The 13,437-nt window shown below is 65.1% G+C and carries 14 protein-coding genes, 1 tRNA gene and 1 pseudogene; 7 read left to right on the plus strand and 9 right to left on the minus strand.

Annotated features, from left to right (window positions below):
• Nucleotides 1–124: 124 nt before the first annotated feature.
• Nucleotides 125–1,912: a bifunctional metallophosphatase/5'-nucleotidase gene (locus ABZS69_RS66445; RefSeq protein ID WP_355395356.1), complete on the minus strand. Its 1,788-nt coding sequence runs from the start codon at nt 1,910–1,912 to the stop codon at nt 125–127.
• A 146-nt stretch (nt 1,913–2,058) separates the two neighbouring features.
• Here ABZS69_RS66445 and mshD point away from each other — a divergent pair, with 146 nt between their 5' ends.
• Complete coding sequence (gene mshD / locus ABZS69_RS66450; protein ID WP_355395359.1) at nt 2,059–2,997, plus strand: mycothiol synthase; 939 nt, start codon at nt 2,059–2,061, stop codon at nt 2,995–2,997.
• Here mshD and ABZS69_RS66455 read toward each other — a convergent pair.
• The 3 genes from ABZS69_RS66455 to dcd all read right to left on the minus strand — a co-directional run bounded on the left by ABZS69_RS66455 (nt 2,972) and on the right by dcd (nt 5,463).
• A complete protein-coding gene (locus tag ABZS69_RS66455) occupies nt 2,972–3,976 on the minus strand; it encodes an inorganic phosphate transporter (RefSeq protein WP_355395362.1) in 1,005 nt (334 codons plus the stop codon). The genes mshD and ABZS69_RS66455 overlap by 26 nt on opposite strands.
• 8 nt (nt 3,977–3,984) lie before the next feature.
• Nucleotides 3,985–4,602, minus strand: coding sequence for a DUF47 family protein (locus ABZS69_RS66460; protein WP_043625094.1), 618 nt, complete (start codon nt 4,600–4,602; stop codon nt 3,985–3,987).
• Nucleotides 4,603–4,773: 171 nt separating this feature from the next.
• Entirely contained in the window at nt 4,774–5,463 is a 690-nt protein-coding gene (gene dcd, locus ABZS69_RS66465; protein WP_355395364.1) for a dCTP deaminase, read from the minus strand.
• Here dcd and ABZS69_RS66470 point away from each other — a divergent pair.
• Nucleotides 5,449–5,519 (plus strand) — tRNA-Gly (locus ABZS69_RS66470). The genes dcd and ABZS69_RS66470 overlap by 15 nt on opposite strands.
• A gap of 93 nt (nt 5,520–5,612) precedes the next feature.
• Here the strand turns inward: ABZS69_RS66470 and ABZS69_RS66475 are convergent.
• Nucleotides 5,613–5,792, minus strand: a complete 180-nt coding sequence (locus tag ABZS69_RS66475; protein WP_355395367.1) for a hypothetical protein — start codon at nt 5,790–5,792, stop codon at nt 5,613–5,615.
• A 709-nt stretch (nt 5,793–6,501) separates the two neighbouring features.
• Between ABZS69_RS66475 and ABZS69_RS66480 the strand changes: the two genes are divergently transcribed.
• From ABZS69_RS66480 to ABZS69_RS66490, 3 genes are all read left to right on the plus strand, one after another.
• Nucleotides 6,502–7,401 carry a DUF5919 domain-containing protein gene (locus tag ABZS69_RS66480; protein ID WP_355395369.1) on the plus strand — a complete coding sequence of 300 codons (900 nt, stop codon included), beginning with the start codon at nt 6,502–6,504 and terminating at the stop codon, nt 7,399–7,401.
• The gene (locus tag ABZS69_RS66485) at nt 7,398–8,222 is read left to right on the plus strand and encodes an inositol monophosphatase (RefSeq protein ID WP_355395372.1); all 825 of its coding nucleotides are present in this window, start codon (nt 7,398–7,400) and stop codon (nt 8,220–8,222) included. The genes ABZS69_RS66480 and ABZS69_RS66485 overlap by 4 nt, the downstream gene beginning before the upstream one ends.
• Nucleotides 8,223–8,425: 203 nt before the next feature.
• Nucleotides 8,426–8,947 carry an RDD family protein gene (locus ABZS69_RS66490; RefSeq protein ID WP_355395375.1) on the plus strand — a complete coding sequence of 174 codons (522 nt, stop codon included), beginning with the start codon at nt 8,426–8,428 and terminating at the stop codon, nt 8,945–8,947.
• Nucleotides 8,948–9,331: 384 nt separating this feature from the next.
• On the opposite strand, the gene ABZS69_RS66495 is transcribed toward ABZS69_RS66490, so the two are convergent.
• The 3 genes and pseudogenes from ABZS69_RS66495 to ABZS69_RS66505 form a co-directional block, all read right to left on the minus strand.
• Nucleotides 9,332–9,973 (minus strand): hypothetical protein, encoded by a 642-nt coding sequence (locus ABZS69_RS66495; protein ID WP_355395378.1) that lies wholly within the window; start codon nt 9,971–9,973, stop codon nt 9,332–9,334.
• A 380-nt stretch (nt 9,974–10,353) separates the two neighbouring features.
• Nucleotides 10,354–10,827 carry a tyrosine-type recombinase/integrase gene (locus tag ABZS69_RS66500; protein ID WP_355395389.1) on the minus strand — a complete coding sequence of 158 codons (474 nt, stop codon included), beginning with the start codon at nt 10,825–10,827 and terminating at the stop codon, nt 10,354–10,356.
• Nucleotides 10,828–10,903: 76 nt separating this feature from the next.
• A pseudogene (locus tag ABZS69_RS66505) lies at nt 10,904–11,071 on the minus strand (helix-turn-helix domain-containing protein); the annotation flags it as partial.
• Nucleotides 11,072–11,519: 448 nt separating this feature from the next.
• Here ABZS69_RS66505 and ABZS69_RS66510 point away from each other — a divergent pair.
• Entirely contained in the window at nt 11,520–12,029 is a 510-nt protein-coding gene (locus tag ABZS69_RS66510) for a hypothetical protein (protein ID WP_355395381.1), read from the plus strand.
• 37 nt (nt 12,030–12,066) lie between these two features.
• On the opposite strand, the gene ABZS69_RS66515 is transcribed toward ABZS69_RS66510, so the two are convergent.
• Nucleotides 12,067–12,699, minus strand: coding sequence for a hypothetical protein (locus ABZS69_RS66515; RefSeq protein WP_355395384.1), 633 nt, complete (start codon nt 12,697–12,699; stop codon nt 12,067–12,069).
• A 212-nt stretch (nt 12,700–12,911) separates the two neighbouring features.
• Here ABZS69_RS66515 and ABZS69_RS66520 point away from each other — a divergent pair, with 212 nt between their 5' ends.
• Entirely contained in the window at nt 12,912–13,394 is a 483-nt protein-coding gene (locus ABZS69_RS66520; RefSeq protein WP_355395386.1) for a DUF6228 family protein, read from the plus strand.
• Nucleotides 13,395–13,437 lie beyond the last annotated feature (43 nt).

Genomic DNA, 13,437 nt, shown 5'->3' on the forward strand with positions numbered 1-13,437 from the left:
CCCTGCGCCCCCGAGTACGTTCCCGGTCCTCCCGAATCTCGAAGTCCATCGCATCCCCTCAACTGGGGTGTTGCGACAACCACTAGAAGAGAAGGGAAACGGGCGGGCCGGAGGGAAAGCGGCGTCAGTCGACGGCGGTGATCCGGTTGGTGGCGGGCGGGGCGATGGGGTTGTCCTTGCCGAGCTGCTCGACGAAGGCGTCGATGTCCAGCGGCCCGCTCCACAGGTCGGTGCCGTCCTTGAAGGCGGCGAACGCGTCGCCGCCGCCCACGAGGAAGTTGTTGGCCGCGACCCGGATCGACTGCGTGTCCGTCACCGGCACCCCGTCGATCTTCATGTTCGACACCTTGGAGCCCCAGGCGGCGCTCCGGCTGTAGGTGTAGGTGAAGTTCGACGACGGCTGCAGGATCTTGGTGAACGCCTGGTTGTTGGGCCCACCGGTGAACTGCTGCTCCAGCACGGTCTTGAGCTGGGCGCCCGTCAGCGTGACGACCTGCATGAGGTTGTTGAACGGCTGCACGGTGAACGCCTCGCCGTACGTGACGACGCCGTCGCCCTCGTTCGCCGGGGACGTCGCGTACGTCAGGGACGCCCGCACGCCGCCCGGGTTCATCAGGGCGATCTGGGCGTTGCCGCCGGTCTTCGTGGCGGCGAGCTGGCTGTCGGCGATGAGGTCGCCGAGCGCGGACTCGCCGGACGGCGCGGCCGTGTTCGTGATGTCAGCGGTGATCTTGCCGACGGCCTTGTTCGCGACGGGCGCGACGCGGTCCTTCCACGTCTGCACGAACGTCGAAATTTCGGGATCCGGAGTGACCGTCCGGGTCACGACGTGGTTGTCGGCGACGACCGAGGAGCGTTCGATGTCCCGCGTCTTGAGGTTCACGTTCAGGTCCACCTGCGTGATGACCCGCCCGAACGAGCCGCCCTGCGAGTAGACGCGGTCGTTGCCCGCCGGGTCCTTGACCTTGCACAGGTACGCCTGGTGCGAGTGCCCGCTGAGCACGATGTCGATCTCCGGGTCCACCTGCGTGGCGATGCGGTTGCCCGCCCCGGGGACGGCGCTGCACGCGTCGGGCGACTGGCCCGCGTTCACCTGGTCGCCCTCGTGCATGAGTACGACCTGCGCCTTCACCCCGACGAGCTTGAGCAGCTTCGAGGCGACGTTCGCGGCCTTCACCTCATCCACGAACTTGAGATCCTTGATCCCCTCGCCCGTGACGATGCTCGGCGTGGTCTGCGTGACGAGGCCGATGAAGCCGACCGGCACGCCGTTCATCCACTTGATGCTGACCGGCGGCAGCGCGGGCACGCCCCAGTCCGACAGGACCTGCTTGACCTGCGCCGAGTTCGAGCCGCCGAGGGCGGCGAGCGCGTCGGTCTTCTCGTTGCGGTTCTTGAACAGGACGTTCGCGCCGACGTAGTCGAACTTCGCGCCCTTCCACGGGCCGGCGGGCGAGCAGCCGTCCACCGGGTGGCAGCCGCCGTCCATGATGCGCCGCAGCTCGGCGTAGCCCTCGTCGAACTCGTGGTTGCCCACCGCGGCCACCTTGAGCCCCAGCTTGTCCATGAACTCGACCGACGGCTCGTCGTGGTAGGCCGCCGAGATCAGCGGCGTCGCCCCGATGAGGTCGCCCTGGGCCACGGCGATGGTGTTCTTGTTCGCCAGCGCCTTCATGTGCGTGGCGACGTAAGCGGCACCGCCGGCGTCCACGGTCTGGCCGTTCTCGTCCACCATGCGGCCGGAGGAGCCGGTGGGGGGTTCGAGGTTGCCGTGGAAGTCATTGAGCGCGAGCAACCGTACGGGCACCGTACGAGGGGCCTTGCTCGCGTCCGCCGGGAGCGTGGCGAGCAGCACCGCACCCGAGGCCACGGCTCCGGCCAGCGCCAGCCGGAGGAAAGAACGAGAGGTCATGGCCCTAGACGTTACGTTGGGAACCTATGCAGCCAATGGCGCAAAGGTAACGATTTGCCAGGTTGTCACATGGCGTTATTTGCCAGTCATACGCCTAGAGTTCGTTCTGTGGGCGAACGATGATCGCTCACGGCGAAGGAGGGCCAGTGGGTGAGCATGTGAAGGTCAGGGGACGGCTCGATGACGGCGAGATCGCCGAGGTGCTCGACCTGGTGGAGGCTGCGACGGAGGCCGACGGCGTCCGCCCGCTCAACGAGCACGTGATGCTCCATCTCCGCTACGGCGGCGACCCGCAGGCCCGGTCCCTGCTCCTGGAGGCGGACGGCACGCTGGTGGGCTACGCCCACGTCGACCCGACGGACGAGGTCGAGGGCCCGAGCGCCGAGCTCGTCATCCACCCCGGCCACCGGCGCAGCGGACACGGCGCGCGCCTGCTGAGCGCGGTCATGGAGCTGGCGGACGGGCACCCGCGGCTGTGGGCGCACGGCGACCACCCGGGCGCCGGGGCGCTGGCGGCCACGTTCGGCTTCGAGCGGGTGCGCTCGCTCTGGCAGATGCGCCGCTCCCTTTTCGCCCCGCTTGAGGCTTCCGCCCTGCCCGATGGGGTGCAGTTGCGCACGTTCGTACCGGGCCAGGACGAGGAGGCCTGGCTCAAGGTCAACGCCGCCGCCTTCGCCCACCACCCCGAGCAGGGCGCCTGGACGATGGAGGACCTGCTCCGCCGCGAGGAGGAGCCCTGGTTCGACCCGGAGGGGTTCTTCCTGGCCTTCCGCGGCGACCGGCTGGCCGGCTTCCACTGGACGAAGATCCACGGCTCCTCCGCCCACGGCCACGAGCTCCTGGGAGAGGTCTACGTCGTGGGCGTCGACCCCACGCAGCAGGGCACCGGCCTGGGCAGGACGCTGACCCTGGCCGGGCTGTGCCACCTGCGCTCGCGCGGCCTCGCCCAGGCGATGCTGTACGTGGACGAGGCCAACACGGCGGCGATCAGGCTGTACGAGTCCCTCGGCTTCAACCGCTGGGACGTGGACGTGATGTACGCGCCCTCCGGGGAGGCCGCTACTCCACCACCGCGTGAAGGATGAAGTAGGAGAGGGCGGCCACCAGGGCGGCTGCCGGAATGGTCAGGATCCAGGCGGTCACGATGTTCCCGGCGACCCCCCACCGTACGGCGCTGAGCCGCTTGGTGGCCCCCACACCCATGATCGCCGTGGTGATCGTGTGTGTGGTGGAGATCGGCGCCCCGAACCCGATGGCCGCCACGTACAGGACCGTCGCCGCCGCGGACTCCGCGGCGAAGCCCTGGGGCGGGTCGAGCGCGATGATGCGCCGGCCCAGCGTACGCATGATGCGCCAGCCGCCCGCGTACGTCCCCAGCGAGATCGCCCCCGCGGCGGCCAGGATGACCCACTGCGGGATGGGGTCGGACGGCGCGGCGAGCCCGCCGACGGTGAGCGCCAGGAAGATGACGCCCATGGTCTTCTGCGCGTCCTGCAGCCCGTGCCCAAGCGCCATGGCGGCGGCCGAGACGGTCTGCGCGTAGCGGAAGCCCCGGTTGGTCTTGCCGGGCTGGCTGTTGCGGAAGATCCAGTAAATTGCGATCATGATCAAGGCCGCCAGCGTGAACCCGACCAGTGGCGACAGCACCATCGGGATGACGACCTTCTCGACCACGCCGTCCCAGTGCACCACGCTGGCCGAGGCCAGGGCGGAGCCCACCAGTCCGCCGATGAGCGCGTGACTGGAGGAGGAGGGCAGGCCGAAGTACCACGTGATCAGGTTCCAGGAGATCGCTCCGATGAGCGCCGCGGCCACGACGACCAGTCCGTGTGAGCCGTTCGGAGCGTCGATGATCCCCTTGCCGACCGTCTGCGCGACCTGGGTGCCCAGGTGGGCGCCGATGAAGTTCATGGCGGCGGCCATGAACAGCGCGGCCCTGGGGGTCAGGGCCCGGGTCGAGACGGAGGTTGCGATGGCGTTCGCCGCGTCGTGGAACCCGTTGGTGTAGTCGAACACCAAAGAGATGACGACCACGCCGATGACGAGGGCGAGCGTGAGGTCCACTACTGGGCCTAGCTTTCCTTGACCGCGATCGACTCGACGGTGTTGGCCACGTGCTCGAAGGCGTCGGCCGCCTCTTCGAGGGCGTCGACGACCTCCTTCATCTTCATGACGGTGAGCGCGTCGTACTCGCCGCTGAACAGCTTGGCCAGCAGCCGCCGGTAGACCTGGTCACCCTGGTTCTCCAGGCGGTTGACCTCGATCCAGTACTCGTTGAGGTTCTTCATGGACCGCAGCCGCGGCATCGCCTCGGCGGTCAGCTCGGCGGCCCGCTCCAGCACCTCGACCTGCCTGACCACGTCTTTCGGGAGATGGTCGAGCTGGTACAGGACGATGAGGTCGGAGGCCGCCTCCATGGCGTCCATCACGTCGTCGAGGTTGGACGCGAGTCGGTAGATGTCCTCACGGTCGAACGGAGTGATAAAGCTCTCATTCAGCCGGTTCATGATCGCGTGGGTGCGTTCGTCCCCGGCGTGCTCGCAAGCACGCATCTTCTCGGCCAGGGCTTCCCTGTCCGATCCGTCACTAATGATCTCTACCAGCAAACGGGATGCGGTGACCAGGTTGTTCGCGGAGTCTGCGAACAGGTCGTAGTAGCTGTCCTCACGTGGCGTGAGACGCAGGCGCACGTCGTTCTCCAGATGTGCGGGGATGGTCCGTGGAAAGGGTACGGGCTACCAGGCGAAATGCGAACTTCATGTCCCCTTCTCCTACTGGTTACCCTGCGTATGTTGTGCAACACCCGGGACAGAGGGTACTTTGGGATCTTTTTTGCCCACGTACCGGGGGACCTCTAGATATCAGACCTTGGTCCGATGGAAGTCCCTGAACGACCTGGACGGCGTCGGCCCCCGCTGCCCCTGATACCGCGACCCGTACTTCTCGGACCCGTACGGGTGCTCGGCGGGCGAACTGAGCCGGAACACGCACAACTGCCCGATCTTCATCCCCGGCCAGAGCTTGATCGGCAACGTGGCCACGTTCGACAGCTCCAACGTGACATGCCCGCTGAACCCCGGATCGATGAACCCCGCGGTCGAATGCGTCAACAACCCGAGCCGCCCCAGCGAGCTCTTCCCCTCCAGCCGCGACGCCAGATCATCCGGCAACGTCACCACCTCATAGGTGGAGGCCAGCACGAACTCCCCCGGATGCAGGATGAACGGCTCATCCCCGTCGGGCTCGACCATCCGCGTAAGATCCGGCTGCTCCACCGAGGGATCGATGTGCGGGTACCGATGGTTCTCGAACACCCGAAAGAACCGGTCAAGCCGCACGTCGATGCTGGAGGGCTGGATCATTTCCAGGTCGAACGGATCAAGCCCGAGTCGGCCGGCTTCGAGCTCAGCAAGGATGTCACGGTCAGATAGCAGCACGGTGAGCAACTTACCGCCCGATCGGAAACTCTGGGGGGTTGGGATTGCTGTTGTACGCCAAGTTTCCGCTACAGTGGGGGACGCGGCTTCGAGCCGCACGCGGGTGTAGTTCAATGGCAGAACATCAGCTTCCCAAGCTGACAGCGCGGGTTCGATTCCCGTCACCCGCTCTCACTATGAAAAGCCAGGTCAGGGATGGCTTCCCGACCTGGCTTTGATCGTTTCTGAGGCTCTTTTCGATCTTCCGTGCAACTAGCGTGCAATTAGCCCACGGGAGCCAGTTCACCCGCCGAGCCGTCATCGTCGTGCTGCTTGAGCTGCTGATCGATGGCATTCGTGATCACCTGGTCAGCGCCCCTGACCGCATGCTGGTAGATCATGGCTGCCCTGACGTTGTCGTGCCCCATCCGGGCCATCAGGTCCTTGAGACCGGCCCCCGACATCGCGGTCTGTCTCCTCCTCGCGCACAGGAACCGTACGGACTGGTGAGGGACTGTCTGACTGCGCGACAGCAGTCCCCCACCAACCCAAGGCACGACGAGATGGGCACCCCTCCGCACCCCTCGCCGCGCCCGCTTATCGGGCCCGACCTTCGAGAAGGGCTATCCAGACGCCTTGCGCCTCCTTGCGCAGCCATCGGTACGTCTCATGGACCTGCGTTGCCCCGGCCCTTCGCCGAGTCCGGCGGATGAAGGAGTGGCCCGCCGCATGGCACAGTTCGTAGACCGTGTCCTTGCAGTCACAGGTGTAGGCGGTCACCCGGACCAGGTCCTCCGCCTTGTGGGGCTCTTGCCAGACCAAGCGCATGTGATCCGGTTGCGGCGAAGCGACATGGAAGCTGAAACAGTCGGTGTCCATCGTCACGACAGCGCACCCGCCTCTCCGGTCCCGTTGCACCGCCAGCAGTCGTCCTGGTGCCTGTCCTCCGAGGCGTCTCCACCCGGGTTCTCAGCCGCCACAACGGCCCGGCGAAGGCTGACGTATTTCCAGCCCCGTCCCGAGCAAGAGTCACATCGCGCAGTCATGCGACGAGGATTGCCCGAGGAACTGTCACGTCTCGATCGCCCGCGAGTACCGTCTGTGATCGACTCGTCTCCGTTCGTCTCCTCTTTGTCTCGTCCGAGCCCGTCTCTGTCGCTAACCTGGGCCTGTATGGCACCCCAGCCCGAGGCGCGGATCATGACTGAACAGCCGATCCTGTTGAAGTCCCTCCTGACGCAACGCCACTGGCAGACCTACAGCACGTTCTGTAAGGAGTACGACAAAGCCGCCAAAAAGGCGGACCCGTCGTTGCAGGGTGGTTGGCCGAGCCGCGCTCAGCTCCATCGATGGCTGACCGGCGAACTCAAGGGCCTGCCCTACTCCGGCCACTGCCGCGTCCTGGAAGCGATGTTCCCCGGCAAGTCGGCACGTGAGCTGTTCTCCACGAACGCCGTCAAAGTCCCCACGCCGAGAACGGAGCCAGAGCCAGCCCAAAGCGCCGGCCCCGAGGTTGCAGCCTGCGCGATGCCGCAGATGGCCGACGTAACGGCCGTCTTCAGCAGCCCCTCCGCCTTCTCATCCGCGTATCCCCCGTCGACGATGTTCGACAGTGCGAAGGAGGTCAACGCGGCGGGCCTGTCGCTCAACATCATCTGCCAGAGCTACCCGGACCACCAGCTCAGGCGCCTGTTGGACTCCGGCACCCGCATCCGCTGCCTCTTCCTCGACCCCAAGGGCCAGGCGATCCGCGCTCGCGAAGCAGAAGAGCACTACACCGACAGCACTCTGACGACCCTCACAGCACTCAACATCACCATGTTGACCAGGCTGCGCGATCGACTCGACACCACCTCGGCCCAGCGCCTCGAACTCCACGTCTACGACGAGACGATCCGCTTCAACCTGCTGATCGTGGACCGGGCGCTCTGCGTGGTCCAGCCGTACCTACCGCAGTCCCGCGGTGTCGACTCGCCAACCTTCGTGATCAAAGACAACACCGCCGCGGAGGGATTGTTCCCCGTCTTCGACCAGGTGTTCAAGGATATGTGGGAGCGGAGCAAACCTGTATGACCATCGACGCTCGAACGCTTCTTCCCATCGCCGAACGCGCCGTATCAATCGCCAGCGACATCATCAAAACCAAGACTCCCGGTGTCGTCACCGCCAAAGGTGACCGTGACATGGCGACAGAAGTGGACTACGCCGTAGAACACGCCGTACGCGAATTCCTGTCGCGAGAGACACCTGAGATCGGGTTCCTCGGTGAAGAAGAGGGCGTCAGCCGCATGGGTGACGGCCTGATGTGGGCACTCGACCCGCTGGACGGAACAGCTAACTTCCTGCACGGCATCCCACTGTGCGGTGTATCTCTCGGGCTGATCGACAAGGACATGCCCACGCTCGGAGTCATCGATCTCCCGTTCCTCGATATCCGCTATACAGCAGCCGAAGGGGCAAGCGCTCAAGCCAACGGATCCGACATTCGAGTGAGCGATGCTCGCGAGTTGGAAACCGCCATCGTGGCCATCGGCGACTATGCCGTAGGCAAGGATGCCCACGAACGGAACCGACCCCGTCTCGCCCTGACCCAGGAACTAGCCGCACGCGTCCAGCGCATTCGGATGTTCGGCTCAGCCGCGATCGATCTCGCCTGGGTCGCAGACGGCAAGATCGACGCCAACATCATGCTCACCAACAACCCATGGGACACCGCCGCCGGCGTCATCATCGCCCGTGAAGCCGGAGCCGCGGTCGTCGACCTCGACGGCAGCCCCCACACCATGAGCGCCCACGCAACCATCGCCGCAAGCCCGAAACTCATAGCCGACCTCGTCGAACTCATCGCCGAGGCCCCCAAAGCCACCAGGCACAACCAGCGCACTGCCGAATAGCTCTTTTAGGTATCAAGGCGACGGCGCACGCGCCGTCGCGCGGCCCGAGCTTGCGGGCCGCACGCTGCGCGTGCGGCCTGGGGGCCGTTCTCGCGCGCGCCCGCCACTCGGGCCGCTACTGCGGTTCTGCCAGCGCAATCTGTAGGCGGTAGGTCTTCAACGCCCACTTTCCGCTTTCCTGCCCGATACGGCACACTAACCGCGTGACCGAGCCCCACCCCCTGATCGACCATCCGACGGCACGGCTTCTTCGCCGACTCGCGGCCAGCATCATCGATACGGTTGTTTTCGCGCTGCTAAGCCTCGCCATGGTGGCCGTCATCCCGGGTTACTCAATGCTCGACGACGACTCCTCGATTACGAACCCTTGGGGCAGCAATCCCGCTGTTTGGGCGTTTGTCCTCGCTCAGACTCTCCTCGGCGTCTCGTACTACGGCCTAGCGCACGCACGCTGGGGACAAACGCTTGGAAAGCGACTGTTGAACATCAAGGTCATTTCGCTGGCCACCGGCCAGTCCCCGACACTCGGCCAAGCCATGATCCGTGCACTCTTATTTCTCGGCGCCCCATTAATTCCTTTCATCGGCTGGCTGCTAGCCCTTGCTGATCTTAGTTGGATCGGCATGGATAACCGTCGCCAGTGTCTTCACGACAAGTTCGTGCAGACAGTTGTCATTTCGAAGCCCGGACAGGCTTCCGGCGGGGGGACTCCGGCTCCGGGATGATCTCCGCGCTGGATGCCTGGGCCGTAGGTGGCTGAGGTGGAAGCCTGATCATCCCGCCCGCCATCGACCCGGGACAAGCCGAGCAGACCAGGGCCGGTCCGCTTCCCCTTCCGGCGGGTCGACGGCAAACGGGATGATCGGGGGGCAGGGTGCGCGCGTCGCGCGAGAAACCCCAGGCCGGGAGCTGATCGCCGTGCAATTAGCGTGCAATTAGAAAGGATAACGAGGGGTCAACCACGGTCACTCCAGACCAGGCTTCCGCCCAGCTCAGAGCCCTCGCGTGCCGCGATCCGTGCAGTTCCCAAGCTGACAGCGCGGGTTCGATTCCCGTCACCCGCTCTCACAGCAAAGAGCCAGTTTACGGGCGTGATCTCTCTCCCGCGCTTAGAACTCCAGTAGTCGGCTGCTAAGCCGCCCGACGAACTCGGGCACCGGAACGTGTGCAGGCCGATCACGGTAGCCGGGGAATCCTCCCCAGGAGAGCGAGCAGCGTAGGTATTCGACGAACGAAATCGGCCCCGCGGTCGTGCCCTCGACCAATGGGTCGGGGTTAGCGTCCGGCAGACGGACACCGTGACCTCCTCCGCTGTAGTTCGCCTTGGCTGCCACATCGGGTGCGATGTCGAAGAAGAAGCCGTCTTCATGGAACCCGCACTGTTCGTCTTCTTCCGGATCTGTACACGCGCAGCCCAGGCTGAGGTCTCCCACAGCCGAATCCAACATGTCCTGCAGCATCATGCCCGAGTGAAGAACCAGGGGGTCCGGGCCGCAGTCCCAAGACTTCCCTGGCGGCTCGTGGTAACGGACGTGGGGCAGCAGCGAGCCTCCATCTCCGCATAGATCAACCACACCCACCACCTCCAGACAGGCGCGAAGCGCTACCGGGAGGTGGCCAATGAGGGTCTCGGCCTTGGCGATGGCGTCAAAATCATCCGTCGTCGGCGGCTGCCGGATCGCATCAGGGCAGGCGAACCTGTACCCCGCAGACGAAAGCCGGTCCACCAACACATCAGCATTGACAGCCACACGCCGCATGGTCTCTCGGGCAACGTCCTCGGCATCCTCGCGTAGGCTCGCCGACACTCCAGCCGACCCGAAAGCACGCATCTCATTCCACACGGGAACGTAGTCACCTGACCGATACCTTCTGGCCCACGACACCACGGCGACGATGTTAGATCAAGCGGCGCAGCAGGCGCTCCGAATACCCGATCATGATCTGACTGCGGAACGAGACCGGTGCCACAAGCCGCGTGCCCGTTGCGTGCCCGTTCGTAGAGCGATCAGCAGAGACCCACGGGGACTCACAGCTACTCGACCGACATCCGCTCAGGTCAACGTTTCGCCAGCTCAGGTACCGTGATCTTGAAAGAATTCCCAAGCTGACAGCGCGGGTTCGATTCCCGTCACCCGCTCTCATCGTGAAAGCCCAGGTGGGGACATGAACCGCGACCCGGGCCTTGGTTGTTTCCGGACTGATTCGATCTTCGCGGGCCATTAGCTCTTGATCGCCCTATGGGGACCAGCGCGCCCTTGTCGTCATCATCGTCGCGCGATTCGAGTTGCCGATCGATGGCGTTGGTGGTTGCCTCGTCGGCTCCCCTGACGGCGTGCTGGTAGATCATGGCCGCTCGGACGTTGTCGTGTCCCATGCGTGCCATGAGATCTTTGAGCCCCGCGTCGGACTCTGCGGCCAGCGTGTTGCCCGTGTGCCTCAGATCGTGGAAATGGAGCCCCGCCAGGCCCATCTCCGTGACGACATCCACCCACCGAGTGCGGGTGTTGAAGCCGCTGCGGCGCATCGGCCCGCCCTTGGCCGCGGAGAACACAAGAGCGCCTGGCTCGTCCTGTACGTGGGTGTCCATGTGCTCCCGGAGGATGGGGAGCCCGCCGCGGCTCGCAGATCAGCGCTTCGACAGCGGCCGGGGTCTGCATCGAATGGGGCTTCGGCGCATGCGGGCGGTCGGCCTGCGCGGCCAGGGCGCCGTCTTGATACCGGCGCACCCAGGAGTGCACCGACTGCCGCGAGATCCCGTAACGGCCGGCCACGTCGGTGACCTTCGCTCCGGACAACACCTCGATCACCGCGTGATAGCGCTGCTCCGCGACGCTCAACTCCACCAATGCCACCCAAGCCTCCCCCGAAGCATCGATAACGCCACGAGCAGGCGCAGAAAGCGATCAAGCGAGACAGGACACGAAACATAGCCCGAGCACTGCCGAATACTTCTTGTAGGGATCAAGCGGCGGCGCGCCGCGCCGCCGTACAGTGGCCTGTCGCATGCCCACCGCCCGGGCACGCGGCCTGGGGCCGGTCCCGGGCGGCAGCAGCACCGGGCCGCCACGCCGACCGTCGCACCCGCCGTACCCAGCAAGCCCGCCGACCCAGCGCCACGCCGGCGCGCAGGTGCAGCCCAACGATCGCCACGTGTGGGCCGGCCTCCGCTGATGGTTCGGGGCGATCGACGATCCGGATAGCGGCCGCCTGCCCGAACTTCCACTCGCATCCCCGCACCCGTAACCTGTCATCGGCCCGACTCACGGTCATGCCGTCGTCGACAGGAGCGCACGCATGAGCGCCATGCACGACTACTACCGCGCCCCCGATCGCGCCATCGCAACCTGGCGACCGAGCCAGTTACGGGCACCGGCCAAACCTCTCCCCGACGCTCCAGCGTTCGACGTCGTGGAAACCAAGTGGATCGATCCCACCGGATCTTTCGGCGAACTCGTGGCCGTCATCAAGGGCATCCCCTACTCGAACGACCTCGTCGAGACCATCACCTTGTACCCGCCGCCCGAAGGGGCTCCAAAGACCGAAGACGAATGGCTAGCGCTGCCGGAGGACTCCCCCTATCGCGAGGGACCAGAGATCGCAGAACTCTCGGTGAGCGTCCGCGACGCACTGGCCGAGGTCGATGACGACCGCCTGCCCGAAGTGGCCCAGCGATGGATGAATGAAGATGTCTCCAGCTTTCACGACGGTGACCACGTGCTCAATCTGGTCAAGGAGTTCGTCGCGCTGGCGCGACGGGCCAAAGAGAGCGATCACCTGCTCTACTGCTGGTGGATCCCCGGCTAATCACGATCCTGTACAAACACTGAACGCCGCGACGCGATCATGTCAGCTTGCCGATTGGCGCGACAGTATGCGTTCCATCGCCTGTGCACCGCCAAACGGCGATCCCGTGCTCCAGCCCAACGCGTAGGCCACGATCGTGCCTGGCACAAATGGGCCAGACCTTCCAGATCAGCTCCATGATCACTTCTTGGGTGGCATCGGCCACGCACGCAAGCGCCCCTTGAAAGTCGCTTCCCGCACTGGGTGGGATGCTGGTGCCGTGGTTACTCCAGTAACCGCCCTGAAACTCCACCCAGGCATGACCGTTGTCGTCCCAGTCCTGGGTGACCAATCGGAGCGTTCCGGTGATTCCCGCGGCTCGAACGTCGCGCTCCACGACCGTCAGCGCCTGCACAAGCACATCCCACATCCTCGGTTCGAGGGGGAAAGTCGGCTCGAAGCCGGTGTCGCGGAGAAGGCTTTCGCCCAGACGGGTCAAATCAGCCGGGGTCTGATGGGCCACGGGGCGTTCAAGGAGTTCCCGCGTAGCCGGAGTGCTCACACCCCATTCTTCCAGCAAGCAGGCAAGTTCGAGGACGGGTTCGGCGGCGAGGCCACCGTCGCGCAATGCGGTGTGGAGCCGGCCACTCAACTCCCCGACCATTTGCTTGGCTTGCTCTTGGGAGTGCACGCTGCAGTGTTGCCTACCGCATGAGCCCAGGCAAGTGAGATCCTCCACGCGGTATCGACGTATCCAAGTCGCCCTTTGCTCTTTCCCCTGTGAGTGGGCAGACAGCGGACGGGATGATCTCAGTGCAGCGAACGGCGCGCGGGGTGCGCAACACTGTGATCTCGTGCAGGCACAGGAACTGATCGCCCTCGTGCACCAGAGTTGGAGCAGTCATGGTGGAGCGCTTGGCAGATGAACGTCCAACTCCGGAGGTCGAAATACCAGGCCCAGGAGTGACCTTCATCAGGCTCGCGCAGTGCGAGCGGCCATACGACGACGCCTTGATGTTCTTCCTTGCTCAGGCCGAGTCAGCTGGGCTTCACGCAGAGGTAGCCGTGGAGACCATCATGGGAGATGGGCTCGCCGACTTCCTCGAGAACCTGGTAACCGACTTCAGAGGGTGGCGCGGAACGCGGACATGGGCGTCCCATAGAGCTGATCTTCAGCTGGAAGCCATCCATTCTGGTTACTGGGTAGATCTCCGCTGGACCCTTCGCTTTCCAAACCCGAGCGAGGATCCGGACGACATGTGGTCCGCCACAATTCGCACCCCGATTCTCCCAGGAGAGGCCTTGACCAATCTCGCACGAAAGGTTCGCAGCTTTGCCGACGGCCATGGAAGACTCCTGGTGGGCGGCCAGTTGAGTCCCGGCTGATGGCCACGAGAATTCCCCGTGGATGGCCTCGGGTGCCCTGATC

Source organism: Nonomuraea sp. NPDC005650 (assembly GCF_040605375.1).
GTDB lineage: Bacteria > Actinomycetota > Actinomycetes > Streptosporangiales > Streptosporangiaceae > Nonomuraea.